Origin of the sequence: Streptomyces sp. UG1 (assembly GCF_049974585.1) — a bacterium.
Taxonomy (GTDB): domain Bacteria; phylum Actinomycetota; class Actinomycetes; order Streptomycetales; family Streptomycetaceae; genus Streptomyces.
Genome location: NZ_JBNGGG010000012.1, coordinates 1 through 24,656, shown reverse-complemented (window position 1 = coordinate 24,656; position 24,656 = coordinate 1). Strand labels below are relative to the sequence as shown.

The window sequence follows — 24,656 nt, the reverse complement described above, 5'->3', positions numbered from 1 at the left end:
CCCTCGGCGGGCCGATGCCCGAAGCCGCTGACGCGGTGCGCGGCCGAACACATAGAAGCCGAACACATAGAAAAGGAATCCTGTGAACACCGCATCCGCCCCACAGGCGACGGGTGCCGAATCCCCGCGCGCCCGCGAGACGCTCAAGGCGCTGTACGGGTACGTCCGTCCGCACCGGTGGGCCGTCGCGCTCGGTCTGCTGTGCGCGCTGGCCGGGGCCGCCGGCGGGCTGCTCCAGCCCCTGGCCACGAAGGCGCTGGTCGACCGGCTCTCGTCCGGTGGCACGATCGGCACCATCCTGCTGGCCATGACCGTTCTGGTCCTGCTGGGCATGGTGGCCGAGGCGTTCGGCGCCTATGTGCTGGAACGGACGGCGGAGTCGGTGGTGCTCGCCGCCCGCCGCAGCCTCATCGGACGGTTGCTGCGGCTGCGCCTCGCGGAGGTGGACCGGATGCAGCCGGGCGATCTGATGTCGCGGGTGACCTCCGACACCACGCTGTTGCGGGCCGTCAGCACCCAGGCGGTGGTCTCCGCGGCGACGGGGGCGGTGACACTGGTCGCGGCGGTCGTGGTGATGGCGTTCCTCGATGCCGTCCTGCTGGGCGTCACGCTCGGCGTGGTCGCGGTCGTCGGTGTGGCTGCCGTGCTGGTGCTGCCGAAGATCGGGCAGGCCGCCGAGCGTGCGCAGGCGGCTGTCGGGGAGATGTCCACGGGCCTGGAGCGGGTCTTCGGTGCGTTCCGTACGGTGAAGGCGTCCGGCGCCGAGGAGCGGGAGACCGCTCGCGTCGAGGCGGCGGCACGCAGGGCGTGGCGCCACGGCGTGCGCAGCGCGAAGTGGGAGGCCGTGCTGGGTTCGGCCGACAACCTCGCCGTCGAGCTCGCGTTCCTCGCGGTGCTCGCCGTCGGCGGGGCGCGGGTGGCGTCCGGGGACATGCCCGTGTCCACGCTGATCGCGTTCCTGTTGTACCTCTTCTTCCTGATGGAGCCGGTGTACCAGCTGGTCGAGGCAGCGTCCCACTACCAGGAGGGCGCGGCCGCGATCGCCCGGATCGCGCAGGTGGACGGCCTGGCGACGGAGCCGCAGGACCGGCACCGGTCGGTGCGGCCCGCGGCGACCAAGGCGGTGCGGCCGCGTCCGGCGTCGGTCCGCTTCGAGGAGGTGTCCTTCCGGTACGGGCCCCGGCTGCCGGACATCCACCAGCGGGTGGACTTCGAGGTGCCGGGCGGCGGGATGACGGCGTTCGTCGGCCCCTCGGGCGCGGGCAAGTCGACGGTCTTCGCGCTCGTCGAGCGGTTCTACGAAGCGACCGGCGGCCGTGTCCTGGTCGACGGCAAGGACGTGACCAAGTGGCCGCTGCCCGAGCTGCGGTCCGTCATCGGGTACGTCGAGCAGGACGCGCCGGTGCTGGCCGGCACGCTGCGGGAGAATCTGGTCTTCGCCGCGCCCGGCGCGACCGACGACGACATACGCGAGGTCCTCGCCCGGACCAGGCTCGACGCCCTCGTCGAGCGTCTCCCGCACGGCCTGGACACCCCGGTCGGGCACCGCGGCACGAAACTGTCCGGCGGCGAGCGTCAGCGCGTCGCGATCGCCCGCGCGCTGCTGCGCAGGCCCCGGCTGCTGCTCCTGGACGAGGCGACCTCGCAGCTCGACGCCGTCAACGAGCTGGCACTGAGGGACGTCATCGCCGAGACGGCTCGCGAGACGACCGTGCTGGTGGTGGCCCACCGACTGTCGACGGTCACGGACGCCGACCGCATCGTCGTCATGGACGCGGGCAGGGTCCGCGCGGTCGGCACTCATGAGGAACTGGTGGCCAAGGACGAGCTGTACGCGCAGCTCGCGGCGACACAGCTCCTGACCACGGCGGGACGCCCCCGCGGGTGAGGCGGGCCTGACCTGTGGGCTCGCCGGTGCCGTCGGCCGTCATCCACCGGCTGCCCCCCGCCGTGCGGCGGGGGGCAGCCGGCTGCGGCGGTTCGCTGCCCGCCCAGTCCGTCCCGCACCCGGGAGTCCCCAAGCCTGTGCTCATGGCCAAGGGCGAGCAGGCCCACTGAGCAGGCCGGACGGCCACCCGCCCGACCTGATGCGCACGGGCATCGGCCGGCAGCCCACTCCGCGCCCCGGTACGCCGGCGACCTGCACCACCTTCGCGGACCTCCTCCATGCCATCGAGCGCCATGCCTGAGCACGCGCGCACGGTCCTCGAACCACTCGGCGCCGCCGGCGCCCGGCACACCGGCCAACGGTTCGCAGCACGCGAGGATTTCGAGGATTTCGGGGGGTACACACGCCTGCGCCGCGACGCCCTGCTGCGCATCCGGGCGACCTGGCCGGGCATCAACCTGAGGACCGAGTGGTGGCGCGCACGCAAAGCGGAGGCCCAAGAGCACCCTCCACCGAGCACTGGAGATCCTCCGTCAGGAACCGACGCCCTCAGAGGCCGCTGCCTGACACCCACAGGGCAGCCCCCGGCCGCGCACGGACGGGACTCGGCGGATGTCCCGACTGCCGGTTCACGTTCGCCTGGGGCGTTCGCTCGTGGAGCTCCCCTGGACGGCTGGTCATCCACCGCACCGCGTCCGAGGCCGGGCGCCTTTTGACCTTTGAGCTCCCAGCCACACCGGCGGCCGCCGCGTCCTGACCCGCACCGGTCCTTGCCCGCGGGCCGCGCCGACACCAGGCCCACGCATGTCCCGCAGCTGTCCGGACCGCGCCCATGGCCGACCGGTTGGCGCCAGGCGGAGCTGAGATCAGCCGGCCAGGGACCACGGCCGAGGCCCGCAAGGGTGATCCCCTTGCGGGCCTCGGACGGCTGACCAGGCCGGGATGGGCAGGAAGCGGGTCACCCCGACCGAAGCGGGCCACCCCGACCGGACGACCTCACCGGATGTACTTGGCGGGCTTGGTGGCGGCGTTGAGCAGGTACTCCAGGGGGCCGCGGCGGAAGAAGCGGGACCAGATCGCGGCGAACACGATCGCCCCCAGGATGTACATGAGCACGGGCACCCAGGACTTCGTGGTGCCGGCGCCGGAAGCGGGCCACGCGGACTGTGCGAGGAAGTGGCCGACGTAGGCCGTCAGGGACATGGTGCCCACGGCGATGACCGGTTTCGCCAGGCGGCGCAGTCGCGGCAGGCGGTCGATGGCCACCGTCGCGCCCACGATCACGAGGATCGCGACACCCAGGCAGCCGATGGTGTCGAGGGTGGTGCCGGTGTGCGACACGGCACCCAGCAGGTCCGAGGCCGACTGCACGGACCCGCCGGACCCGCTGCCCATGGACCCTGCCCCGGACTCGCTGCCCATGGACCCGCTGCCCATGGACCCCGCTCCGGAGCCGCTGGACGGCCCTCCGCCTCCCCTGAAGCTCAACACCGCGCTCGTGCCACCCAGCAGCGTGGCCAAGCCATAGGCGCCTACGGTGAGGCTTGCACCGAGCGCCGCCAGGCGCCGCTGGACGGTGGCGGCGGTCAGGTCGAGGCGGGCCAGCGCCATGCCGGCGATCACGAACGCCATCCACGTGATCGTCGGGTAGAGGCCCGTGAGCAGCAGATCGAGTACTCCCACGGTGCTGAGCTTCTCGAGCGGGTCGTAGGCGTTGATGCTCTGCTGGACGGAGTCGCTCAGCCACATCTTCAAAACGAACGCCAGTTGCGGCATGACGAGCGCGATCCCCGCCGCGATGATCGCCAGCGTCTTGGCGCTCAGTCGCACCAGGAGCAGCGCGAGGAGGAAGTAGACGCCGTAGTAGGCGAGGATGATGATGTCCCCGTACTCCATCGCCAGCACGGTGCCCAGCGCCAGCAGGACCACGGCGCGGATCGCGATCCGGGCCTTCGCCTGCCGGCCCGCCAGGCCGGTCTTCGGCTCGAGGCGGCCGGCGATCAGCATCAGCGAGAACCCGGCGAGGGTGGCGAACAGGGCCGACGAGCGTCCCTCGGCCAGGAAGTACACCCAGCTGCCGAGGTTGTCCCCGGCTGACGGCATCGGGGCGATGTGCACGATGTACATGCCGAACACCGCCAGCGCGCGGGCCAGATCCAGCCCGACCAGGCGTCCCATCGAGGGGCCGGGCGAGGCCCGCACGGCGGACTCGGACGAGGTTCGGGGCCGTGGAGGTGAGTTCTCCTGCGGGGCCGATGTCTCCTGTGGCGGCGGTATCTGCGTCATACGCAGAATCCTTCGGTGCCGTCAGGAGGCGGACCATCCGGCAGGCTTCGGTGACGCCCCCGCCGACCGGCCGGGACCACCCCGCCGACCGGCGGAACAGCGCCGGCCCGGTCGGCCGGCGGGCCCGGACGGCCAACCGCCCTATTTGATGACGGCGTTGGCCACCACGACCGCCAGCCCGAGCAACGAGTCCACGGTGCCGATCATCAAGGCGGAGTTCCACGTGCGACCGGCAGCGCGGGCCGCGATCAGGCCCCAGGCGAACAGCAGCACGACGTTCACGGCGAAGGCCACGTACTCGACGCCCTCCGAGGGCCACCACCCCCAGCCCGCGCCGAGCAGCAGGACCACCGTCGGCACCGTCGCCACCACCAACGGCCACTCGGACAGCAACAGCCGCAACGCGGCGCGCACACCGTGATGGGTCCGGTCGCCGCGCAGGGCGATCAGATGTGCGTAACCGTGCGCCAAGGCCGATGCGGCGGCCGTGATCAGGAGCCACTGGGCGCTGCTGAACCGGTCGGCGGGCGCCGTCTCACCCTGCTCCGTCAGGGCGGCCACCATGGAGCTGGCCAGTACCGCCCCGTACACGCCCCCGAACAGCACATGGGGCTGCGCCGCACAGCGGCGCAGGGCACGGACAGGCTGACGAAGGTACAACTCGAGCATGGCTGGGTGATCCTCGGACGGGTTCGGAAATCGACTGCGGCCGGCAGACCCGGTCGGGCCCACGGACCGATCCCAACGCACGAGAACCGCCGACACCATCCGCCAGACCTCGCCCACCCGCCCGCCGACGGGCCGGAGCGCTCCCCCCGAACGGCTGGAACCGCCCTGCCGGGTGGCGGGTGTCCACAGCGGCCGCACCGTCGTGCGCCTGGCCGGACGTACCGTCGACAGCGAGCGATCACCGTACGAGAACGTGGACGTCCCGATGCGGGGTGCAGGGGCCTACGGTTCGCCGAGAAGCTGGACAGAGCAGACAGTGTGACGAGTGTGAGGTGGAACGCCGGTGATCCGGGTAGTGGTGGTGGACGACGAGGCGCTGGTGCGGTCCGGGTTCGAGCTGATCCTGAACGCCTCCGACGGCATCCAGGTCGTGGCGACCGCGGAAGGAGCGCAGGCCGCCGACGCGATCCGGCGCGAGCATCCGGACGTCGTGCTCCTCGACATCCGGATGCCGGACGTGGACGGCCTGACCGTCCTGAGGGAGATCCGGACGTGGACACCCTCGAGGAACTCCGCCACATGGTCACCCTGCTGCGCGCCTCCGGCGGCAAGGACACCGAACTCACCCCGCAGCCCACCCTCGCCGACCTCCAGCAGCTGATCGCCAACAGCGGCATCGAGACCACCCTGACCGGGGAGCTCCCGCCCAGCATCAGCACAACCGCCCAACGCACCGTCTACCGCACGGTCCAAGAAGCCCTCACGAACGTCCGCAAGCACGCCCCGGGCGCCCGCGCAGAGGTGCGCCTGTGGCATGACGCGCAGCACTTCGGCGTCACCGTCACCAACACCGCCCCCACCCGCCCGTCCGTCGCCCTGCCCAGCGCCCGGCATGGCCTGATCGGCCTGAGAGAACGCGCCGAACTGCTCGACGGCACCCTCACCGCCGAGCCCTCCCCACAGGGCGAATACAAGATCGAACTACGGGCCCCCACCCGGCCCGCCTGAGCACAACCCACTCCGACGCGGATCGGCGTGAATACCTCTGAGGTGGCAAATTGGCCCAGAATCGAACTCGCGCTCTCAGCTTGGGAAGCGATGGCGCTTGGGGTTGTCCGCTCTTACGGGCACGCTATGGGCACGGCGTCGTCAGGGAGCCACGCTACGACAGGAATGCTGAGCCAGCGTCACTTCCGTCCACCAGTGTTGAAGTCCGTCCCGGTGGAGGTGGCGCCCAGGGGGCGGGCCGAGCACCGGAGAAAGGCCCGCGCCTTGTTCGGTTTCAGAAGTACTGGCAGTGGTCCGCGGGGATTGCCTTTTCCTCCAGGAACCACGTGGCGTCGACAATGCCCGCCACTTCCGGAATCAGGTTCGACTCGTCGACCCCGAAGCTGCCGGCGGCGAGACGGCAGGCATAGAGGTTTACATGGCCGGTGCCCTTGAGGAAGGTGAGGTAGTCCAGGATCTCCGTCGGCTCACCATCCTCGATCATCTTCTGCCGCAGCGCGTCGGCGTCCGCACCGCTGTGCCGACCTTCGATCTGCACCGAACCGGCGCCCTCCTTGGTCAGCGCGCGTACCGCCCAGAGCACGAACAGCATGTCGACCTGCGCGCCCTTCTCCGCGTACAGCCAAGCGAACGTCAGCGGAGTAAGCATCTTGTCGTAGGCGTCATCCCGCACCACGATGGCCAGCTTCTCCATGGCTGCCTCCCAGCCCGGGGGCGTATGTTCTTCGTCCTGGCACCCACGCTAGGCAGGGGCGAAGGAGACAACATGCGTCGCCTTGCCGTGTTCGTGGCCGGCTATTGCCGTACTTTCGGCAGCCGCCCCCCGAGGGTCTCCGTCCGGTCGGCCGGACCGGTCAGGCCGAGTTCCACCGCCCGCCGGGCGGCCGCCGCTCGCGACGAGCAGTCGAGCTTTTCGAGTACGTGGCGTACATGCATGTCCACCGTGCGTGTGCTGACGAAGAGTTCTCGGGCGATCTGGCGGTTGGTCCGGCCGCCGGCAAGCAGGTGCAGCACCTCTTTCTCCCGGCGAGTGAGACCGGCGGGGCTCCAGCGCGCGTGCGGCGAGGCGCCCCAGCCGCCGGTCGACCTGCTCTCCCATCTCGGCCAGCCTGGTCGCGCAGGTGCGTGCCAGCGGCTTGGCTCCCAGCTGGCGCGCGGTCCGGTAGGCGCTCGTCACCGTGGAGACCGCGGCGTCGCGATTACCTTCGCCTGCCAACGCGGCGCCCCGGCGCAGCTGGGTGAGTGCCCTCTCGTACGGCGCCTTGACGTCGCGCAGCAGGTCGACTGCCCGGCCGAAGTGTGCGGCGGCCTGGGCCGTGTCGCCGTCGGCCAGTGCCAGCTCACCGCCTGCGTGCGCGAGGGCCGCCAGTACCTTGGGGGAACTGTTCTGTGTCGCGGCGGTGGCGAGCACCCGGTGGCATTGCGCCAGCCCGCCGCCGTCGCCCTGCTCCGCCAGGAAGGTGGCGGCCCAGCGGAGCGCCGGCAGCGCGTAGTGCCATTCCCTTTTCAGGAGGCAGCGCTCCAGCATGGCCGACACGGTGTGGGGGGCCGTACCGTCGTCGTCCAGTTCGGCGACCATGGCCAGGCCCCAAGTCGCGCCCACCTCCATGCCGAAGACCTCGTTGCCGCGGCCGAAGGCGGCGGAGCGTCGCAGTGGTCCCCTCGCGTGCCGTGGATCCCCGCGGAGCACGGTGATCAGCCCTGATTCCTCTTCCGCGACCATGCGAAGTACCTGCGGCGTGTGATCGTCGCCCAGGACTTCTCCGCAGATGGCGAGTGAGCGATCCCACTCGCCCATGAGCCGCACCACCGGTGACAGGCAGGTGAAGCAGACCCGTCCCAGCTCGGTGACACCGTGCGCCCGACACAGCTCGATCGCCGAGTCGATGGCGTCAGCGGCTGCTGGGTAGTCGGCCGCGTATCCGAGGGCTTCTCCGAGCTCGTAGTACGCCTCGCCGGTCGTTTCGGGCAGCTGTACGGTGAGGGCGAGCTCGAGCCCGGACCGCGCGAGTTGGACTCCTCGCCGTCCGTCTCCCAGGGCGGAGCAGAGCGAGCCTTGCATCGCCAGCGCACGGGCCTTCAGATCCGTACGGCCCGCCGCCTCGGCGTCCTCGGCTGCGGCCATGGCCTGGTCCAGCCCTTTCGAGAGCAGCGCCGCCGATTTCAGCTGATCGGCCAGAGCGAGCCGTTCCGCCGCCGCTTCACCGCGCATGCCCGCCGCTGCCTATGAGCCGGCTGCGCTCTCACGTGCTGTGACTGCGCGGGGCCAGTCGCCCAACAGCCCGGCGGCATTGGCCAGTCTCCGAAACGCTGACCCGGCGAGGGCGCTCTCACACCGGGAGTGCCGAAGCCTCGCGATATCGGTCCACACCGCCACGGCCGATTCGAGCTCCCCGCACAGCTCGGCACAGTCCGCCAAGCGCTCCAGCGCGGTGAGCCGGCCTTCGGGATCCGCCTCCTCCGGCCAGATGGCGAGTGCGCGCCGCGTCAGCGCGGCAGCGTCCCGGTAGGCGTGCACGGTGCAGTGCCGCCCGGCCGCGGCGAGCAACAACGGCTTCGCGCGCTCGTGTTCGTGTGCGGCGAGGGTTCTCACCCGGGGCGAGCCCGCCTAGGCTTGCGGCAGTCCGGCGTGCACGGGTTTTCGCCGGAACGCACGCCGTTCGGCAGCCTCTGGGTTGCCTGTGCCCCGAGCGCCAGGGCAAGGATCGACTCGCAACCTCTGCAGAGCAGTCGGCTTTTGTTGCCGTTGTGGTCGGCTCCTGTGCTCGTCTCGTCCTGCTTCCCCTCGTCGCGAGACCGGCGCGGCCACCTCCCGTATGCCGTCGCACGGTCCGATGCGGGGCACACGGCTCCCGATGGCGCGCTCGTGAAGGGGGAATCGGCCGCGCAGGGGGTCTCGGACGGCCGCCGCCGGGGATCGGGCGACCGGCGGCGGCCGTCGGAAGGCGCTTGCGCCGGCGGACCTGTGGCGGCTTGCGCGCGGAGCAGCCGCCCGGTTCATGCGCGCAGCAGCCGCCCGGTGATCTCCCGGTACTCCCGCAGTGCGAGCCGGAGTTCGGCGGACTGTGTCTCGGGGTCCAGGCCCTGCCAGCCTGCGCGCAGGACGCGCCGCCGTTCCGCGAGGGCGTTCACCAGCGCGTCGGTGGCTTCGTCGAAGGCGCTCTCGGCCTCCTCCAGGGCCTCGCCCGGAGTGTCCGCGAAGGTGTTGACGGCGTGTCCGAGGCGCCGGGCGATCTTGTCTCGCTCTTCGGGCGGGAACAGCGGTTCCGGGCCCGAGGCGCGGCGCCCGGCGAGGCCCGGGGGCCGATCGGCGGGTTGCTGGGCGCGTGTCTGGTCGTACATCGTCATGTGTACCGCTTCCGTTGTGATGGGGGTCGCCGTCCGAGGGCGCTCTTCGCCTTCTCGACGGCCTGCTTCCGGTTTCCGCAGACCCGGTCGGCCCCTGCCCTTCACGGCCCTGCGCCGTCCTGTCGGGTCGCCGGCCCTGTGACTGCGCAGGACACCGAGGGCATCCGCCCCGCACACCGTCGTCCTGCTCGCCCCCGGGCGGGGGCACCGGGACCTGCTGGTCGTGCCGCCGGACACGGCCGAGGGGGGGCCGCGGAACCGCTCCTGTCGGCCACCGCGGGCGGTCGGGTCCGACCCGGCCTGTCAAGGCTGCCGGGCGGCTCGCCAGGTCACCGGGGCACTGAGGCCGGGGCGGTGCGCCGGCCGTCACATGCCCGCCGCCGGCCGGTCCGCCGGACCGGCCCCGGCCTCGTACGGGGAGGTGGTGCCGTCGGGCTGTTCCGCCGCCATGAGGGCGGACGCGGTCGAACGCGGGCCGGTGTCGGCGCGCGCGGAGGCCATCAGCCGGGCGGCCGACGGGTCGGCGGTCTCCGGGGGAATCACCAGGAGGTCCCAGCGGCCCGCCGTGCCGGACAGCAGCAGGATCTTGTGCGGATCCAGCTCCGAGGTGAACCAACCGACCTTCACCACATGGCCGTTGGCGAAGATCCTGGGCGGGAGGATCGGCCAGTAGCGGGGATTGACGGCGATCCGGGTGATGCGGCCCCACAGCGGCTCCAGTGCATCGGCCAGCGGGGGGAGTTCTTGTGCCAGGTCACGCGAGCGGGGCCACCAGGCGCCGTCCAGCTCGACGTGTCCCGGGGAAGGGCTCACGGGTTCGAGGGCGACGCGTGCGGTCGGGGCCCTGAAGGGTATGGCGCTCAGCGGAGGATGGTCGGTGGTCGCGGACATCGTGCGGGCCCGTCTCCGGACCTCCTGCGCGTGGGCAGTTGTCCGGCGTCGTTGCTCACCAGGAACGACACCGGTATCGGGGCCGGTGCGCGAAATGCTCCCGATGACCTCACGCTACTCCCCGGACGGGCCGAGCGGACCGCTCCCGGCCGTCGCCTCACTCCCGCCGGCGGTCCTCCCCCGGGGAGCATCTGGTCTCCAGCCAGGACCGTGCCGGTTCCGCCGCCCGCGTCGTGTCCACGACGAGTTCGAGGCGCGTTCCTCCCCCGGCGCCCGCGGGACAGCTGCTTGCTCGGTGGCTGCGAAGCAACGGCGGGAGCACCTCCGCGACGCGACGGGCGGCCTCGGGAGAGGCTGCGACGATGCGTACGTCGGCGTGCCCTTCCGAGGGTGTTTCCGCGGGCTCCTGCATGACGATCTCCATGAGGTCGCTCGCGGTGAGGTGGAGGGCCGGGTCGGCCGCGGCGGCCATCAGACGGCCGGCCCGAGCCGAGTCGGTTTCGAGTGGGATCACCAGCATGCCCCAGCGCCCCACGCCGTACGAGTACAGCCGTATCGTGTGCGGCTCCCCCCTCGGATGCGAACCACCCGGCTTTCACCGAGTGGCCTGTCACGGGCAGGTCGCAGGGTGCCCCGGGCCAGGTGTCGCGGGGGGAGGCGTCACGCGTCACGCGTCCGCACTGTGCGTCGAACGCGTCGGTGAGCACGGGCAGTTCGGTCATCAGGTCGTCGGAGCGGGGCCACCGCGCATCGCACACGGGACCGGGCGGGAAGGTCGACGGCCTCCGAGCGAGCCGGGCGGGCTTCGGAGGGGCGGCGCGGGGAGGGCTCGGCCGAAGCGGGCCTTCCGGTGGGCGCGTCCATGTCGCGGTCCCTGTCCCCGGACCGCCGTGCGGTGGCCCGGTGCGGTGGTGCACCGGGAACGACGCCGACGGAGAGGCGGCGTACGGAAAGCTCCCGGTGCCGGCCTCCCTGCTCCGCCCTTCAGACGCGGGATCCGGGCCGGTCGTCACAATCAGTCGGCCCCGCGGCGCCTGGCACGCACTCCCGCGCAGAGGCCCCGCCAAGCAGACGGGAGAGATGATCCTGGGTCAGGGCCGCCGCGACTTCACCGCCGCCGAGATGGGCGAGGGGCTGACTCGCCTCGGTTTTCACCTGCCACGCGGAGTAACGTGGTGACAGCACCTTTCTATCCTGTGCTCACCGGACACGCCGAACCTCGAAGACAGGCGGGTTCCTCATGGTCGACTCCGACACACCCCCTGGTTCACGGTATCTGCCGAGTGCCGATCTTTCCGACGTGCGGCCGGGGAGCGCACTGCTCCGGCTGGAGACGACGCAGTCGCGCGAGGGCGTCCTCGACGGGGCGTGGCGGCCGCGGTCCCGGGACGTCACTGCCGAGTTGCCCGCCCTCGTGAGGGCCCTCGCCGAGCACCTCGGTCCCGTCACCCGAGTGGGGCTGGATGCCGTGGCCTGGGAAGGGCTCCCGACGCGGATCGTCGTCGACGACCGTGTGGTGCACATCGACTCCTTCGCGGTCGGTGACGAAACCGTCCTGATCACCCGGGGGGACGAGGACATCTTCTCGTTGCTGGTGGTTCCGCCGAACGCAACACCCGAGGCCGCGCACGCTGCCATGGCCCAGGCGGTCCGGGCCGACAACATCACCCGGGCGGAACAGATCCTCATCGACACCGGAACCGGGAGCGCGGCTCCCTGAATCGAGCCAGCCCTGGACGTCGCACTCCCGCACAGCGCGCCGGAGCCGGACGAGTGCCCCTCCCACGCTGAACCCGCCGACCCAGAGGCCGGGGTGCCCTGGTTCGCCGTGCGCCTCACCCTGATGCGTGCGAACGGCAGGCTCACCCGGAGCGGATCGCCGGGCGGAGCGGTTGCGCGTATCGGCGAAGTCACCGCCGACGGAGGTGCCGGCGCCCGGCGAGCCCGTCGGCGTCAGGCGCGAGCGCTCAGCGCGGCGGTCATGAGCGGCTCGGCGTCCTCCTCGGTGGTGTCGGGCGGCACGACCAGAAGGTCCCGGCGGCCGTGGCCGGGGGCGATCAGGACGACGGTGTCCGGGGCACGCCGCGCGACGGCCTTGTGCAGTTGTACGACCTTGTTGCAGACGAGCATCCGGCCCGGTGCCGCGGACCAGGCCGCCCCGTTCACCGCGACGCCGGTGATGTGGCCCCAGGCGCGCGGCAGCGCGGTGAGCAACTGCGGAAGCTCCGCCAGGAGGTCGTAGGAGTGCGGCCACCACACGCCGTCGAGGCGGCGCGGCAGGGCGCTGTCAGGTGCGAGGCGCAGACGCAGGTGAGGGCGGGTGGGCGGGGACGGTGGTGCTGTGGTGGTCACGATGTTTCCTTCGGGGGCTTGTGGAGCGGCTGGTTCGGATCGGGCACGGCAGTCGAGGCCGGCGGGCGACTCGGCCTCAACGCCTAGTGACGGTCGGCTTCTTGGCGTGGTCCGGGGGCGTCGGCGGCGTGGCCGAAAGCGTCCCCGGCCGCATCGCCGACGGGTGAGCAAGAGGAGCGCAGCGATGCCGAGGGCGGTGTTCAGCGCGGTTGCGTCCTGCCGGTCAGCCGGGCGGGTACGGCGGTCCGCTGCGCCAAGGGGCGACTGCGCCAGTGGTGAAGAACAGCAGCACGGTCCTGCGCGGGTCGGGCTCCGGCCGCGGGCCGGTGGCGGGGAGACCCCGCGCGGCGCCGGGGTGCCCGCTCGGGCGAGGACGGGAGGGCCGGGAGGAAACGGGCGCCGAGGGGCGTTGTGGGAGAGCCTTGAGGGGGTCTGGGGCCGAGGCCATCGTGGCGACCTGTCTCGGGAGACCCAGCCGTTCAGCGGGTCTTCCGGCGAGTGTGTCTCGCCGAGGACGAGACCGGCGCGGGAGCCGGTGTGCGACATGCCCTCAGCACGTCCACCGTACTCCGTTGCTCCGTGCGATCCCGGTACTCCGTGTGATCTGGGCCGGCAGCGGACAGCCCCGCCGTACCCGTCCCACCGCTCTCGGCGCCACCCCGTCCACAGCGTCCACCGCAGGGGATGCCCGGTCGGCAGTACGGTGGAGACACCGCCGGATCGCCCGTGCCCGGGGCAGGGCTTGTCCCATGACCGTGAACGTGCCGGTTCCACCGACGACCGCTGAGCCCCTCGGCAGGCACGTCGGCCCGGACCGGCGGGGCACGCGGAAGCTGCGTCAGCCGGGGCCGGAGCGAGGCTCGTCGCCCCGCGCGGGCGAACGCGTCCGTGAGCTGACCCGAGGTCAGATCGAGGACCGGATGGGAGAGCTGGGCGACCTGTACGCGCAGACCTCGGGCGGTGGCCCGTGGGCGTGGAACCAGGCCCGCAGCGCCTTTCTGCGACGGCTGGTGGCAGACGTACGGCGGCCGGGATTCGAGTTGGTGATCGCGGAGACCACTGAGCTGACCGGATGCGCCTACGGCTTCCCCGTACGCGGCGACGGGCCCTGGTGGGAGGGCCTCGACGGATACCTTCCCGGAAGCCTGCTGCGCGCCGCCGCCTCCGGACGCCTCTTCGTGATGCTGGTGAGCCCCTCCGACAGCAGGACCGCCGAGGCGCTGCAGTCCTGGGGGTGGCGGTACGTCGAAGGCGACGCGCCCCGGACGTCCCCGTTCCCGCACGGCCCGTTGCGTGTACTGATCCTCGGAGCCTGAGCGCCCGTCCGCTGTCACGGCGTCGGCAGACGCAGGGCGAGGAGGGCCACGTCGTCGGTGCTGCCGGGCGGCATACCGGCGAGCAATTGGTCGCACAGCGTGTCCAGCGGTGCGTGGGCGAGCGCGAGGGCGTGGCGGCGCAGCCGGTCCAGGCCGGTGCCGAGGTCGCTGCCGGGGATCTCGATCAGGCCGTCGGTGTAGAGCAGCAGGGTGGAGCCCGGCGGCAGGGACTGTGTGGCGTTCGGCCGGCCCTCGCCGGTGCCTGGAGGGGCACCGAGGACCAGTCCCTGTCCGGCTTCGAGGTACCGCGCGTGTCCGTCGGGGGTCAGCAGGAGGGGCGGCGGGTGTCCGGCGCTCGTCCACCGCAGGGTCCATGGACCGGTGTGCGGGTGGCCTTCGACGCGGGCGAGGACGAGGGTGGCCATGGGGACGGTGGTGATGGCGGGCATGGCGTCGTCGAGACGGTCGACGACGGCGCCGGGAGGCCCGGTGTGGTCCCAGGCCAGTGCGCGCAGGATGCCGTGCAGTTGCGCCATCCCGGCCGCCGCGGTCAGGTCGTGGCCCACGACGTCGCCGATGACCAGCGTGAGCGTGCCGTCCTTCAGCTCGAACGCGTCGTACCAGTCGCCGCCGACCTGGGAGCCGGCCGGGGCGGGCTGGTAGCGGGCGGCCAGCCGCAGCCGGCCGGGCTGGGGCAGCGGGGCGAGCAGGTTGCGCTGCATGGCCTCGGCGACGGCGCGCTGGCGGCCGAAGCGGCGGGCGTTGTCGATGACCAGACCGACCCGGCGGCCGATGTCGCTCACCACCTCCATGTCCTCGGTGTCGAAGGGGTGCGCCGGGCCGGTGCGCACCAGCGTCAGGGCGCCGGTGATCTGCCGCTCGGGGCCGAGTGGCACCGTGATGGCGGACGTCGCATGCACCGTCCGCAGGAAGTCGCTGTGGACGGCAGCCAGCGGAGAACCGGGCCGTGCGGCCGTCTCCGCCTGGTCCAGCTCGCTCCGCAGCACGGGATCACCTCCGTTCAGCACTCGGACAAGAGGTGAGTGGTCTGCCTCCCCGGGCTCGGGAAGGCGCTCGCGCCCGCCTTCCAGCCCGGCGGCCCGGCCCGCCGGACCGGTCACCGCCACCCGCTGGACCTGCCCGGAACCGACCCGGAGGTCCACCGCCGCCCAGTCGGCGAGGCGGGGAACCAGCAGGCGGCCCAGCTTGGCGAGGGCCTCGTCGGTCTCCAGGGTCTGGCCCAGTACGTCGGTGATCTCCGCGACCAGCGTCAGCCGCTCGTTGAGGTCCTCCAGAGCCCTTGTATAGGCCGCACGTGCCCGGCGCGCGCTGCGGTCGCCCGTGATGTCGGTGAACAGCACGACCATGCCCTTGAAGGAGCCGCCGTCCGTCAGGGGAGAAGCGGACCAGGAGATCGTGACCAGGCGCCCGTCACCGTGCAGATAGCTGTCGCCCTCCCCGCGCGTGGCGGCTCCCTCGGCCAGCGACCGGAGCAGTAGGCAGTGCTCCCGCGGGAGCGTGCCGCCGTCCGTGGCCCGGTGCAGCAGCTCGTGCGCGTCCTTCCCGCGCATCTCGGCGGCGGCCCGGCCCAGCAGCCGTTCGGCGGCCGGGTTGACGGCGAGGATTCGTCCGGCAGGATCGACCACCATCAGGGCTGTGCTCAGCTGCTCGACGACCTGCCGCCAGAAGCCCGGCTCCGCCGTCGGCCGCGACCGCCTCTCACCTCCCGCACCGGGCACCGCATCCTCCACCACGCCGCCCTCCCGTCATGGCGGCCTCCCATCGAAGACCGAGGGCGCATCAGCATCAGGGAGCCGACACATCAGCAACCCGATGATCCCCTGAGCGGAACCCGTTCGCACGGCCGGCACGAGCCGACCTGGCCGCCGCTCTCCGCCGTGCCGCGTATCCTCCCCTGCCGTCCTGATGATTGCCGGTACGGCGGCCACGAGGACGAGCAGAAGGAAGCGCCCATCACGCCGGACCACCTCTCCTGTGCCGTGTGCGTACGGTCAGCGGCGACGTTCGATGCCTGCTCCCGGCCGGTACGCCATGCCGCAGTGCCGGAAGATCCCTGACGTAGCCCGGTCCGAGGACCGCGTCGGCGAGGGGACGAAGACCTGGCGGCGGCGGGTGGGCAGCCCGATCCGCATGCCGATCCTGCGCTGTTTCGGGTCGACCACGTCCCCCGGTGGCGCAATGAGCCCGGGTACACGCACCGGTCAGCCGCGGCCCTCCTCCTCGGCCTCCATGAGGCGGATTCCCTGATGCGTCAGCATGACCGTCGCGGGTGTGTCTCCATGGGCCCAGCGGACCGTGACGAGGCCTTCCTCCACCAGATAGGTGCAGGCTGCGGCCAGATCCTGCTCGGGGATCGCCAGATCGTCACGCAGCCTGGCCCCGGAGACGTCAGGGAGGCTGCTGCCTTCCATGCTCTCGTACAGGGTCTTCATGATCGCTTCGCGGTAGGTCTTCCGTTCGTGCAGTGTTGCCATGGTCGCCGCCACTCGTGCCGGGCTCAGAACCCGTCGCCTCAGGCTAAGAGCAGGTCACAGGTCACCGACTGGCTCCCGGGGTTCACTTTACTCCGGGGTGGGCCACCAGGCCCTGCCCACGAGGGCGCAGCGGACCAGAACTTTCGCATGCCGGAATTCCGGCCGGCTGATCCGGGCCGTGTGACGAGAGGGCGGGGCCGCCCCCGTCCTGCCCGGCCCTCTCCCTGCTTCCGTGGTGGGCCCGTTCCGCCGTCATGAGGGCGGTCGCGGTCATCGGCGCGCCGGTGTCCGCGCTCGCGGCGGCCATCAGCCGGGCGGCCGAGGGGGCGTCGGTCTCCGGGGGGATCACGAGGAGGTCCCAGCGGCCCGCGGTGTAGGACAGCAGCAGGATCTTGTGCGGATCCAGCTCAGAGGTGAACCAACCGACCTTCACCACATGGCCGTTGACGGAAATCCTGGGCGGGAGGATCGGCCAGTGGCGGGGGTTGACCGCGATACGGGTGATCCGCCCCCACAGCGGATCCAGCACGTCAGCCAAGGCGGAGAGCTCGCTCGGCAGGTCACGTGAACGGGGCCACCAGGCGCCGTCCAGTTCGGCGCGCCCAGGAGAAGGGCCCTCGAACCTCAGCGCGAGGCGCGCGGTCGGAGCCCTGAAGGGAACGGCCCGTAGCGGGGGATGAGAGCTGGTCGCGGACATGGCGCAAACCCGTCTCCGGACTGCCACGCGGGGGCAGCGGCCCGGTGTCGTCGCTCGCCGGGAACGACACCGGCATCGGAGCCGGTGTGCGAAATACTCCCGATGAGTTCACGCTACTCCCCGAGGGAGCCGAGCGGACCGGAGAGCGCGCCGCAGGGCCGAGCAGCTCCTCAGCCGGGGAAGCGCTGCCGGTCAGCCACGGCGGGTCCGTGGGCCGGAGCGCCGTCGGTACCGAGGCGGCCGGGATGGCCCTGGTGCCGAAGTCACCCGAGACGATCCGCGCGGCGAGGTCCGACAGGGGCCAGGTGACGGGGGCGCCCCGCGTAGTCGCCGAGGCGTGCGACGTGGTCCGGAAGAGGCTGAGGGCGCCGACGACGTGGCTGCGCAGGCGCAGCGGGATGGCGTGTGCGCTCGGGTACCCCGTCGCGCGGGCCCGCGCGACGCATGCCGATCATCCCCTTCCACCATCCGGCGAAATATGGCCGGTTCAGACTGCTGCCTCTGGGGCGAAGGTCCTGGGCAGGGGCGCGTGGGGCCGCTTCTCCCTTGGCCGTACGATCCGTTGGGCCCGTCCGAGGAGTAGGCTGAAATCACCGAGGACATCTCGCACACCGGCTTCCAGGCTCGTGTCGTTTTCGGCGATCGAATACGCCGGGCCGGTTGCGGCCGGTCCGGGGCAGGGTCCGCGTCATGACTGCGACCATTTCTCTCCCTCCGGCAGCCGAAGCCGATGACCGTTCGTTCTCCTCGTCCGCTCTCCGTCTGTCGCTGGCTCCCACCGGTCCCGCACCGGCTCTGCTGGACGGCGCATGGTGGCCCCGCTCTCGCGATCTCGGGGCCGAACTCCCCTCCCTGGCTGCCGTACTGGATGCGTTGTGGGGGCGGATCACCCGGGTCACGGTGAATCCCACCCACTGGCCGGTCGTTCCGCGCAAGGTGCCCGCCCCCGGGCACGTGGTGAAGGTGGGCTGGTTCCTGGCCGAGCAGGACCCGCACGAACTGCTGTTGCTCTCGTACCGCACGGGCCGCTGGAACCTCCTGGTGGTCCCGCCACAGACGACCCCCGTCTCGGCCGCCTGGCTGATGGCCGCCGCGAGCGACCCACTGGGCACGTCGACCGCGAGCCGGTTGATGGAGGAGGCGGCGCGCCTGCGGACGGTGTACGAGGCCGACCGGTCCGTGGAAGAGGTCTGGGACTCCGAAGGAGGCCGTGAGGCCCGCGATCCGGCCGCACGTCCCCGGATCCCGACCGTGACCGCCGCGATGCCGCATCAGCCGATGGGGAGGTGAGGACCGTGGAGACGTTCGTGACCGTGATCGTGATCCTTGCGATGATCGCCCTCGGAGTGCTGCTCATCCACCTGCTCAACTCGCAGCACGGTGACCGCATGGCCGCCTTCCACTACGGCCGCTCCGGGACGCCTGTCCCGGGCCCGGCCCCGTCGGCTCCGCGGAAGGCCCACGGCCGGGCGAGGGTGAGCGGTACCGCAGGCCGCCGTGGTCGTCGCGACGACGGGTTCCACCGGCCGGGCCGACCGATCCGACGGCACCGCCCGAACTGACGGCACCGCCCGCAGCCCAGGACCCCGGCCGCAGGACCGCACATGACAGGCCGGGGTCTTCTCGTGACCTGTCTCCGCGAACCCGGGAACGACACAAAGCCGTCAAGGAGGCCGATGAGCAGTCCGCCCGAGACCGATCGTCGGCCGACCGGCTGGTCTGGGAGCCACGCCGACCCCCGCCGGCCCGGCCCGCTGTGCCGACCAGGCGTCCGACATTGCCGGGCGGCACCGGCACCCCTCCAGGACACGATGCCCGCCGGGCGCGGACCTTCGTCCGACCCTACGGCGCATCCCGGACGACCGATCCGTCATCCGCCACCGTGCTGCCAACCCAGGCTGCCGGACCGCTCGTTCACAAATCACCGCCCACCCCCCTGTCGGCGGCATGCCGCGAGGCCCGAAGCCGGCCCAGCCCCGCGGCACTCGCCGACAGGGACTTCGTACGTCGAACCGAGGAGCCATGCCCCTTCCCCGACTGAACGTCCACCGGCACGACCACGCCACCCGCGCGCTGATCACCCTCGCCGGAGAGATCGACCTGGCCACCGCCCCGCTCGTGCGCACCGTACTCGCCGCATGCCTGCGCGACGGCATCCGCACCGCCGACGTCGATCTCACGGCGGTCACCTTCTGCGACGCCAGCGGACTCAATGCTTTCCTCACGGCATCAGGGCTGGCCACCGATGCCGGAACGACCCTCCGACTGCACTACCCGCCGCCGACCCTGGCCCGCGTGATCGAGATCACCGGCTCCGGCTTCCTGCTCCACGAGCTCCACGCCGTTCGACCACTGTCACCTCGGGTTCCCGCCGCCGAGGGCGGTGCACGGTGACGGCCCCGCTCCGCCGTGAGCGGCCAGGGGGTGAGGAGAGCGCATCGACTCCCGCCCGCGCGGTATGCCTGCGCCGGCTGAACCGCTGGCAGGCCGAGACCCTGCGGGAGGACCTCGCCGGTCTGTACGTGGAGTCCTCCCGCGCGCAGGCAGGCCAGGGGTACCGAGGCCGGGAGACGTTTCTGCGGCGGCTCACCGGTGACATCCGGCGGGCGGGATTCGCCCTGTTGATCGCAGAGGACAGTGCCTTCGCCGGGTGTGCCTACGGATTCCCCGTACCGCGCGAGGGGACATGGTGGAGGGGGTTCGACGGACCCCTTCCACAGAGGGTGGAACAGCTCACCGCGTCCGGCCACGTCTTCGCGATCACCGAGATCGTGGTGCATCCCCACACGGACGACCAGGACCTCGCGCGTCGGCTCCAGCAACGCCTGCTCGCCGACCACCACGCCTCGCTCGGCGCGACGCTGGTCGACCAAGCCGACGTTCCGGCCTGCGACGCCTTCCTGTCATGGGGGTGGCAGGACATCGGGGCGGTCCGTCGGCCGTCGGATCCCACGCTCCTGCGGCCACGGGCGCCTGTGCTGCTGCGGGCCATGGTCCTTCCCCTCGGCCCACGCACGGCTGCCCACCCGGACGGCCTCGCTCACGAAAACCGCACCCAACGGCCCGACTGACGACCGGCGTGCCGCCCTCTGCGTCCCGAGGGCTTCCGGCACCGAGGTTCCGTTTCGCGATGCGCACTACGAAGCAACAGGTCAGCGAGGCGTTCCGAGCACAGGAGCGGCGCGTGTACGGTGCTCACCCACCACCTCATGCCCCGGCGGAGAATCCCCGGCAAAGCACCAGCCCCAGGCCGCTGACCTGGGGCTTCAGAAGAGCGGGCGACGAGAATCCTCGCGCTCTCAGCTTGGGGAGCGACGGCGCTTGCATGGGCCGATAGTTCCTGACCTGGGCTTACGTGCTCCGGTGCGGCGCCCGGGAGCGCAGGATCGCACCGCTGTTGACCTTGGTTGGCCCGTCTTACGGACACACTATGGGCACGCCGTCCGATCGGATTCGCCCTGAGCCCCATCTCAGCGGTTGGCACGGCAGCTACCGGGTCCTGCCGCAGATGGCCGCCCTCTCCTCGGCCGGGCGCCAGATCGTGGTGCCGGTGGCGCTGGCCGCGGCGGCATGGACGCTGCTCGTGGCGCGGCTGGCGCTGAAGGGCGCCGAGCCCCAGCCCCGCGAGGACGTTCCGGCGCGGGCCGCCCTGCTGGCCGCCACCGTCGGAGCCGCGGCAGTCGCGGTGTCCCTGGTCGTCCTGTCGTACCAGTCGAACCCCGCCACGCTCCAGACGGCCTTCGCGGGCGGCGGGCTGCTCGGTGAACCGAGTGACCTGCTGCGTCAGTGGCTGGTGCTCGGTGCAGGGTCCGGTCCGGCCGGCGCACCGCTCGGCGACTGGCTCCTGTAACGCCTCGGGGACGTCCTGCCCCTCGCCGCGTGGTCTGGTGCGCCCTGCGGTGGCTGCCCGGGCTGCTCACCCGGTGTCCGTCCCGGCGATGGCGGCGGGCGGGCTCTGCGCGGTCGTCCTCGGGCTGCGGGCCGAACAAGCGCTGCGCATCGCGAGGGACGGGACGCAGATGCGTTCGGGGCTGCTGTACGTGGCGTCCGCCCTCGGTGAGGGGGTGACCGCTGCACTGCTCAGGGGGCGCCCTCGCGGGCGTCGCGGCCACCGTGACCCGGCGGGCGGCGGGCGGCCGTACCACCTCGCCCTCCGTCTGACGTACGGCGGCATCAGGGCGGACGGTTGACGGTCACCTCCTCGGTCTTCGAGACGGTCCTGCCGTGGTTCCCGAACGTCCTCACCGTCCTGCTCTTCGCGGTCTCGACGATGATCACCTGGTCGTACTACAGCCAGAAGGCGTGGACTCACGTGTTCGGCAAGACGAAGACCAGCGAGCGCGTCTACCAGATGAATCTCCTGCCTGTTCATCGTGATCGGCGCGGTGCTCACCTTCGGCAGCGCGCTGGACTTCACCGACACGGTGCTGTTCCTGCTGGCCCTGGTAAAGGATGACGATGCCGCAAGCAGCCTTGATCGGGATGCCCCCTGAGCGGCACGGGCGGGATACGCAACGATGCCGGTGAGAGCAGGTGTGCACCTTTCCTAACCGGCGCGTTCGGCGGTCCAGGTGATGTGTGGGGGCTCGACCCGTGCGCACAGGGGCCCGCCCTGCGCGTCGGTCAGGCCGAGGCGTCCGACCAGCAGCCCGTCGCGTGCGGCGGCGGCGAGTACGTCGGCGGGGATGACATCGAGCATGAGCTTGGCGCGGCGGAACATCGTGAAGGTGCCCGACTCGTCGACCGTGCCCCACGACAGGTAGATGAAGCGTCGGCCCAGACGGTCCTGCACGTAGGGCCCCTTGACCTCGGTGCCGGCCGGCGAGGCACTCGTGGTGCACTCAAGGGTCCAGGTCGCGGACGGTGCGTCGCTGGGCTGCGGTGCGAGAAGTTCGGCCGGACGGTCGCGGCGTTGCACGGCGACGTGGATGTTGCGGTACACGGGGACTTGGCTGCCGACAGGGGCCGGGCAGCTGAGGCCGGGCAGGTCGATGGCGTCGATGCGGATGCGCATACCAGCCATCATCCCGCCACAGGTCCGCGCAGAGCTCAGCCGGCGGCCGGGTTGTCCGAGAAGGCGGTGTTCACTGCTTCGCAGACGGTGGCCTCGTCATTGGCGAGCAGGGCTTGCCACCAGTGTTCGGCCACCGCGGCGTCGGTCAACTGATGGCGGATCTCTCGCAGTCGCGCTGTCTCGGCCGCCAGGCAGGCGGGCGCGTCCTGTTCCGTCCGCTGCTTGGCCGCAGCCCTCTCCGCGCGGGTCGGCCGCCCCACGCCCTGAAGATGGAACGTCCGGGCTTCGGCGAGCGCCCAGGACAGGCTCAGCCGGGGAGCGTCCGGGATGACGGGTGGATGCGCCGCGGGGAAGGACTCCAGGTGAACGCTGGTCATTTGACGCCTCAGCTCGCGCACTGAGCGATGGCGGCATCACGATCCGCCTCCTGCTGAGCCCACTCCGCCTGACGGCGTGCCCGGTCCAGTTGCGCGGCTGACGGGGCGACCGTACGAGATGTCGTACGCCGCGTACTGGTGCGCCGTCGATTGCCGCCGAGGGAACTCGACGCGTAGCAGGGACCGAGTCCATGACATACCGCTCTCCCCAGGAACAGTCTGGCACCCTGACGGGGCCCGTGAGGCCGGCTCGGCCGGTCCTCGGCAACGGGCCACGGGGAAAGTGGCACCACATACATCAATCCGGTACATGGACTACTCTTGGTACATGTCCATGAAACGCACCAATGTCTACGCCGACCCCGAGGACCTGGCGATCATCAAGGAGGCCGCCAAGCGCCGAGGTATAAGCGAGGCCGAGATCATCCGTCAGGGCATCCACCTCGCGGCCATGGCGAACCGGGTCTGGGACGAGCCGCTGTTCTCACGCACCTTCGAGGGGCCGGGGCGCACGCTGTCCAAGCCGGAGGTCCGGGACACGGTCGCGGAGGCCGTCCGGCGTGAGACCGGCTCGGGCTCCGGATCCGCCGCGTGATCATTGTCATCGCCGATACGTCCGGCCTTCTGGCGGCCCTGGACTCGGCTCATCCGGAACACCGGGCGGCGAACGAGGCGATCATGGCGGCGGGCCTGCTGGTCATGTCCCCGCTCCTGCTGGCCGAACTGGATCATGTGGCGACGCGTGAGCTCGGCAGGGAGGCTTCCCTCAGCGCGGTCGACGACTTGCGGCGCTGGATGAGCCGGGGTCGTGTCGTCATGCCGGAGATCACGGAGGACCACCTGGGCGCCGCCCAGTCTGTCCGTGTCCGCTACGGCGCGCTGGACCTCGACCTCGCCGACGCGGTGAACGTGGCGCTTGCCGCCGACTACGACACGGACGCGATTCTCACCCTCGACCGACGAGACTTCCGGGCCGTACGCCCGTTGGGCCGCTACAAGGCGTTCCGGGTACTCCCCGACGACCTCCCGCTCTGACGCAGGACCCTCGGCGGTCAAGTGCCCGCTCCCACAAGGGGCTTGTGCACCGCCCACGACGAAGCACGTGCAGGACGGGCATCCGTCATCGCCCAGGACAGCGGGCTGAGGGCTCGCCTCCGGCTCGTCTACGTGAAAGTGCAGGTCAGCGCCATGCTGCGATGTGATGGGGGCGCCCTCTCAAGGCGCGCGTGCCCTCTGCGTGCCCAATCTCGCGGTGCAGGAGTACTCGCCGGTGCCGTGTGCCCCTGCGACGGGATCGACTCTCGAATGGAACAGCGCTCAACCCAAGCTCACTTGCCGACTGCTGGGCCGTACCACTGCAGTGCCTGGCCGGTGACGGCGGCGATGCACTCGAAGTCCCGGTCGCGCCCGGGCGGAAGGAGCTCAGGCCGATGGAAGTGGGGTCGGCTCACTGTGCGACGGGGCAGGACGACTGTTCGGCGGGGTGACCCGCTGTGTCCTGTCGTTTCAGTGTGACCAGGTCGAAGGTGGTGGGGGTGTCGATGGCGTCCGAGTCCGCGCAGGAGGTGAGGCGGGCCTCCGTGGCCTGGCGGGGGCGGACACGGACGCGGTATCCGCCACCGTCGCCCACCTCAGCGGTGGAGGGTTTCGGTGTAGCAGGCGCTGAGGGTTTCCGCGACGGTTTCCGGGGGCACGGAGGGGCGGAAGTCGCCGTTGCCCTGGCCGAGGCGGACGCTGTCGCGGAACGATTCGAAGACCGGGAAGGGGCTCTCGAAGGTCCCCAGTTCGCTCAGCCAGCCCAGTGAGAGGACGCGGGCCATCCTGGGGTTCTCCTCGTTCACCCTGGCAAGGGCCTCCATCTGGAGTTCGAGCTGGCGGCGGGCGAGGGCTTGGGGGACGCCGTCCTGAGTCAGCCGAGCGGCCACGAGTTCCCGGCGCCCGGCCCTCCAGGCATCCGGCATGTCCCGTTTGCGGGGGAAGTGGTCGAACACGGTCCGGCGGGCGAGGTCGGCGGCCCATCGGCTGCCCGGCCGGGCCTGCCGGGTTCTTGGCTGCCGCGGGTGAACGGGTCACGTGTGTTCCCTCGCCTGGAAGTCACTGTGAAGTCACGGTCGGTGCACTCGATGCGCGCTGACACCATTTCTGTAGATGCATCACTGGTGCATGAGTGCACTATGATGCACACTTATCGGCATGGGGACCCGCCGTCCCGCCGTCTCACCACCCGGAGGACCGCACCATGCCGTTCACCTTCGCCGTAGACCCCGCCGAACTCATCGAGGAACGCGCGCCCCAGTGGCGGTTCGGGGGTATCG

25 protein-coding genes and 4 pseudogenes are annotated in these 24,656 nt (G+C 71.4%); 13 read left to right on the top strand and 16 right to left on the bottom strand.

The window, feature by feature from the left end; translation table 11 throughout:
- Window positions 1-82 precede the first annotated feature (82 nt).
- The gene (locus ACP4J3_RS15285; protein ID WP_426534484.1) at window positions 83-1,888 is read left to right on the top strand and encodes an ABC transporter ATP-binding protein; all 1,806 of its coding nucleotides are present in this window, start codon (window positions 83-85) and stop codon (window positions 1,886-1,888) included.
- Between the two features lie 996 nt (window positions 1,889-2,884).
- Here the strand turns inward: ACP4J3_RS15285 and ACP4J3_RS15280 are convergent.
- Complete coding sequence (locus ACP4J3_RS15280) at window positions 2,885-4,174, bottom strand: DUF418 domain-containing protein (protein ID WP_426534482.1); 1,290 nt, start codon at window positions 4,172-4,174, stop codon at window positions 2,885-2,887.
- A 141-nt stretch (window positions 4,175-4,315) separates the two neighbouring features.
- Window positions 4,316-4,843: a hypothetical protein gene (locus ACP4J3_RS15275; RefSeq protein ID WP_426534480.1), complete on the bottom strand. Its 528-nt coding sequence runs from the start codon at window positions 4,841-4,843 to the stop codon at window positions 4,316-4,318.
- A 355-nt stretch (window positions 4,844-5,198) separates the two neighbouring features.
- On the opposite strand from ACP4J3_RS15275, the pseudogene ACP4J3_RS15270 reads away from it, so the two are divergent.
- Window positions 5,199-5,396, top strand: a pseudogene (locus ACP4J3_RS15270) (response regulator transcription factor); the annotation flags it as partial.
- Window positions 5,396-5,851 (top strand): annotated as a pseudogene (locus ACP4J3_RS15265) (sensor histidine kinase); the annotation flags it as partial. The pseudogenes ACP4J3_RS15270 and ACP4J3_RS15265, both read left to right, overlap by 1 nt.
- A 274-nt stretch (window positions 5,852-6,125) precedes the next feature.
- Here ACP4J3_RS15265 and ACP4J3_RS15260 read toward each other — a convergent pair.
- The 6 genes and pseudogenes from ACP4J3_RS15260 to ACP4J3_RS15235 all read right to left on the bottom strand — a co-directional run.
- Complete coding sequence (locus ACP4J3_RS15260) at window positions 6,126-6,545, bottom strand: DsrE family protein (protein WP_426534478.1); 420 nt, start codon at window positions 6,543-6,545, stop codon at window positions 6,126-6,128.
- 48 nt (window positions 6,546-6,593) lie between these two features.
- On the bottom strand, window positions 6,594-8,063 hold the full coding sequence (locus tag ACP4J3_RS15255; protein ID WP_426534476.1) for a hypothetical protein: 1,470 nt from the start codon (window positions 8,061-8,063) through the stop codon (window positions 6,594-6,596).
- Between the two features lie 785 nt (window positions 8,064-8,848).
- A complete protein-coding gene (locus tag ACP4J3_RS15250) occupies window positions 8,849-9,193 on the bottom strand; it encodes a hypothetical protein (RefSeq protein ID WP_426534797.1) in 345 nt (114 codons plus the stop codon).
- 372 nt (window positions 9,194-9,565) lie between these two features.
- A complete protein-coding gene (locus ACP4J3_RS15245) occupies window positions 9,566-10,012 on the bottom strand; it encodes a DUF5994 family protein (protein WP_426534474.1) in 447 nt (148 codons plus the stop codon).
- A gap of 235 nt (window positions 10,013-10,247) precedes the next feature.
- Window positions 10,248-10,610, bottom strand: coding sequence for a hypothetical protein (locus ACP4J3_RS15240; protein ID WP_426534811.1), 363 nt, complete (start codon window positions 10,608-10,610; stop codon window positions 10,248-10,250).
- Between the two features lie 55 nt (window positions 10,611-10,665).
- Window positions 10,666-11,007, bottom strand: a pseudogene (locus ACP4J3_RS15235) (DUF5994 family protein); the annotation flags it as partial.
- 323 nt (window positions 11,008-11,330) lie between these two features.
- Between ACP4J3_RS15235 and ACP4J3_RS15230 the strand changes: the two are divergent.
- Window positions 11,331-11,810 carry a DUF5994 family protein gene (locus ACP4J3_RS15230; RefSeq protein WP_426534472.1) on the top strand — a complete coding sequence of 160 codons (480 nt, stop codon included), beginning with the start codon at window positions 11,331-11,333 and terminating at the stop codon, window positions 11,808-11,810.
- 233 nt (window positions 11,811-12,043) lie between these two features.
- On the opposite strand, the gene ACP4J3_RS15225 is transcribed toward ACP4J3_RS15230, so the two are convergent.
- Complete coding sequence (locus ACP4J3_RS15225; RefSeq protein ID WP_426534470.1) at window positions 12,044-12,442, bottom strand: DUF5994 family protein; 399 nt, start codon at window positions 12,440-12,442, stop codon at window positions 12,044-12,046.
- Window positions 12,443-13,191: 749 nt separating this feature from the next.
- Between ACP4J3_RS15225 and ACP4J3_RS15220 the strand changes: the two genes are divergently transcribed.
- Window positions 13,192-13,758: a hypothetical protein gene (locus ACP4J3_RS15220; RefSeq protein ID WP_426534468.1), complete on the top strand. Its 567-nt coding sequence runs from the start codon at window positions 13,192-13,194 to the stop codon at window positions 13,756-13,758.
- A 14-nt stretch (window positions 13,759-13,772) separates the two neighbouring features.
- On the opposite strand, the gene ACP4J3_RS15215 is transcribed toward ACP4J3_RS15220, so the two are convergent.
- From ACP4J3_RS15215 to ACP4J3_RS15205, 3 genes are all read right to left on the bottom strand, one after another.
- Window positions 13,773-15,512 (bottom strand): SpoIIE family protein phosphatase, encoded by a 1,740-nt coding sequence (locus tag ACP4J3_RS15215; RefSeq protein WP_426534466.1) that lies wholly within the window; start codon window positions 15,510-15,512, stop codon window positions 13,773-13,775.
- A 468-nt stretch (window positions 15,513-15,980) separates the two neighbouring features.
- Window positions 15,981-16,253, bottom strand: coding sequence for a hypothetical protein (locus ACP4J3_RS15210; protein ID WP_426534464.1), 273 nt, complete (start codon window positions 16,251-16,253; stop codon window positions 15,981-15,983).
- Window positions 16,254-16,335: 82 nt separating this feature from the next.
- The gene (locus ACP4J3_RS15205) at window positions 16,336-16,845 is read right to left on the bottom strand and encodes a DUF5994 family protein (RefSeq protein ID WP_426534795.1); all 510 of its coding nucleotides are present in this window, start codon (window positions 16,843-16,845) and stop codon (window positions 16,336-16,338) included.
- Window positions 16,846-17,640: 795 nt separating this feature from the next.
- On the opposite strand from ACP4J3_RS15205, the gene ACP4J3_RS15200 reads away from it, so the two are divergent.
- The 6 genes from ACP4J3_RS15200 to ACP4J3_RS15175 all read left to right on the top strand — a co-directional run bounded on the left by ACP4J3_RS15200 (window position 17,641) and on the right by ACP4J3_RS15175 (window position 21,140).
- Complete coding sequence (locus ACP4J3_RS15200) at window positions 17,641-18,240, top strand: DUF5994 family protein (RefSeq protein WP_426534462.1); 600 nt, start codon at window positions 17,641-17,643, stop codon at window positions 18,238-18,240.
- 5 nt (window positions 18,241-18,245) lie between these two features.
- Window positions 18,246-18,512 carry a hypothetical protein gene (locus ACP4J3_RS15195; RefSeq protein WP_426534460.1) on the top strand — a complete coding sequence of 89 codons (267 nt, stop codon included), beginning with the start codon at window positions 18,246-18,248 and terminating at the stop codon, window positions 18,510-18,512.
- Between the two features lie 460 nt (window positions 18,513-18,972).
- Entirely contained in the window at window positions 18,973-19,344 is a 372-nt protein-coding gene (locus ACP4J3_RS15190) for an STAS domain-containing protein (RefSeq protein WP_426534458.1), read from the top strand.
- Complete coding sequence (locus ACP4J3_RS15185; RefSeq protein ID WP_426534456.1) at window positions 19,341-20,021, top strand: hypothetical protein; 681 nt, start codon at window positions 19,341-19,343, stop codon at window positions 20,019-20,021. The genes ACP4J3_RS15190 and ACP4J3_RS15185 overlap by 4 nt, the downstream gene beginning before the upstream one ends.
- Before the next feature lie 359 nt (window positions 20,022-20,380).
- A complete protein-coding gene (locus tag ACP4J3_RS15180; RefSeq protein WP_426534454.1) occupies window positions 20,381-20,800 on the top strand; it encodes a hypothetical protein in 420 nt (139 codons plus the stop codon).
- Window positions 20,801-20,873: 73 nt separating this feature from the next.
- A complete protein-coding gene (locus ACP4J3_RS15175; protein ID WP_426534452.1) occupies window positions 20,874-21,140 on the top strand; it encodes a hypothetical protein in 267 nt (88 codons plus the stop codon).
- 356 nt (window positions 21,141-21,496) lie between these two features.
- On the opposite strand, the gene ACP4J3_RS15170 is transcribed toward ACP4J3_RS15175, so the two are convergent.
- Window positions 21,497-21,964 carry a DUF5990 family protein gene (locus ACP4J3_RS15170; protein ID WP_426534450.1) on the bottom strand — a complete coding sequence of 156 codons (468 nt, stop codon included), beginning with the start codon at window positions 21,962-21,964 and terminating at the stop codon, window positions 21,497-21,499.
- A 35-nt stretch (window positions 21,965-21,999) separates the two neighbouring features.
- Entirely contained in the window at window positions 22,000-22,341 is a 342-nt protein-coding gene (locus ACP4J3_RS15165) for a hypothetical protein (RefSeq protein ID WP_426534448.1), read from the bottom strand.
- A gap of 328 nt (window positions 22,342-22,669) precedes the next feature.
- Here ACP4J3_RS15165 and ACP4J3_RS15160 point away from each other — a divergent pair, with 328 nt between their 5' ends.
- Window positions 22,670-22,936 (top strand): CopG family transcriptional regulator, encoded by a 267-nt coding sequence (locus ACP4J3_RS15160; RefSeq protein WP_141313723.1) that lies wholly within the window; start codon window positions 22,670-22,672, stop codon window positions 22,934-22,936.
- Window positions 22,933-23,376, top strand: a complete 444-nt coding sequence (locus tag ACP4J3_RS15155) for a PIN domain-containing protein (protein WP_426534446.1) — start codon at window positions 22,933-22,935, stop codon at window positions 23,374-23,376. The genes ACP4J3_RS15160 and ACP4J3_RS15155 overlap by 4 nt, the downstream gene beginning before the upstream one ends.
- Before the next feature lie 293 nt (window positions 23,377-23,669).
- Here the strand turns inward: ACP4J3_RS15155 and ACP4J3_RS15150 are convergent.
- Both ACP4J3_RS15150 and ACP4J3_RS15145 read right to left on the bottom strand, forming a co-directional pair.
- Window positions 23,670-23,747, bottom strand: a pseudogene (locus ACP4J3_RS15150) (PIN domain nuclease); the annotation flags it as partial.
- A 225-nt stretch (window positions 23,748-23,972) separates the two neighbouring features.
- Window positions 23,973-24,302, bottom strand: a complete 330-nt coding sequence (locus ACP4J3_RS15145; RefSeq protein ID WP_426534444.1) for a hypothetical protein — start codon at window positions 24,300-24,302, stop codon at window positions 23,973-23,975.
- Between the last annotated feature and the right edge of the window lie 354 nt (window positions 24,303-24,656).

What these genes read in the sequence shown, in the direction of transcription:
- ACP4J3_RS15280 (WP_426534482.1), bottom strand. Translation starts at nt 4,174, where the DNA reads ATGACGCAGATACCGCCGCCACAGGAGACATCGGCCCCGCAGGAGAAC.
- ACP4J3_RS15275 (WP_426534480.1), bottom strand. Translation starts at nt 4,843, where the DNA reads ATGCTCGAGTTGTACCTTCGTCAGCCTGTCCGTGCCCTGCGCCGCTGT.
- ACP4J3_RS15260 (WP_426534478.1), bottom strand. Translation starts at nt 6,545, where the DNA reads ATGGAGAAGCTGGCCATCGTGGTGCGGGATGACGCCTACGACAAGATG.
- ACP4J3_RS15255 (WP_426534476.1), bottom strand. Translation starts at nt 8,063, where the DNA reads ATGCGCGGTGAAGCGGCGGCGGAACGGCTCGCTCTGGCCGATCAGCTG.
- ACP4J3_RS15250 (WP_426534797.1), bottom strand. Translation starts at nt 9,193, where the DNA reads ATGTACGACCAGACACGCGCCCAGCAACCCGCCGATCGGCCCCCGGGC.
- ACP4J3_RS15240 (WP_426534811.1), bottom strand. Translation starts at nt 10,610, where the DNA reads ATGCTGGTGATCCCACTCGAAACCGACTCGGCTCGGGCCGGCCGTCTG.
- ACP4J3_RS15230 (WP_426534472.1), top strand. Translation starts at nt 11,331, where the DNA reads ATGGTCGACTCCGACACACCCCCTGGTTCACGGTATCTGCCGAGTGCC.
- ACP4J3_RS15220 (WP_426534468.1), top strand. Translation starts at nt 13,192, where the DNA reads ATGACCGTGAACGTGCCGGTTCCACCGACGACCGCTGAGCCCCTCGGC.
- ACP4J3_RS15210 (WP_426534464.1), bottom strand. Translation starts at nt 16,253, where the DNA reads ATGGCAACACTGCACGAACGGAAGACCTACCGCGAAGCGATCATGAAG.
- ACP4J3_RS15200 (WP_426534462.1), top strand. Translation starts at nt 17,641, where the DNA reads ATGACTGCGACCATTTCTCTCCCTCCGGCAGCCGAAGCCGATGACCGT.
- ACP4J3_RS15190 (WP_426534458.1), top strand. Translation starts at nt 18,973, where the DNA reads ATGCCCCTTCCCCGACTGAACGTCCACCGGCACGACCACGCCACCCGC.
- ACP4J3_RS15180 (WP_426534454.1), top strand. Translation starts at nt 20,381, where the DNA reads ATGGGCACGCCGTCCGATCGGATTCGCCCTGAGCCCCATCTCAGCGGT.
- ACP4J3_RS15170 (WP_426534450.1), bottom strand. Translation starts at nt 21,964, where the DNA reads ATGCGCATCCGCATCGACGCCATCGACCTGCCCGGCCTCAGCTGCCCG.
- ACP4J3_RS15165 (WP_426534448.1), bottom strand. Translation starts at nt 22,341, where the DNA reads ATGACCAGCGTTCACCTGGAGTCCTTCCCCGCGGCGCATCCACCCGTC.
- ACP4J3_RS15160 (WP_141313723.1), top strand. Translation starts at nt 22,670, where the DNA reads ATGTCCATGAAACGCACCAATGTCTACGCCGACCCCGAGGACCTGGCG.
- ACP4J3_RS15145 (WP_426534444.1), bottom strand. Translation starts at nt 24,302, where the DNA reads ATGCCGGATGCCTGGAGGGCCGGGCGCCGGGAACTCGTGGCCGCTCGG.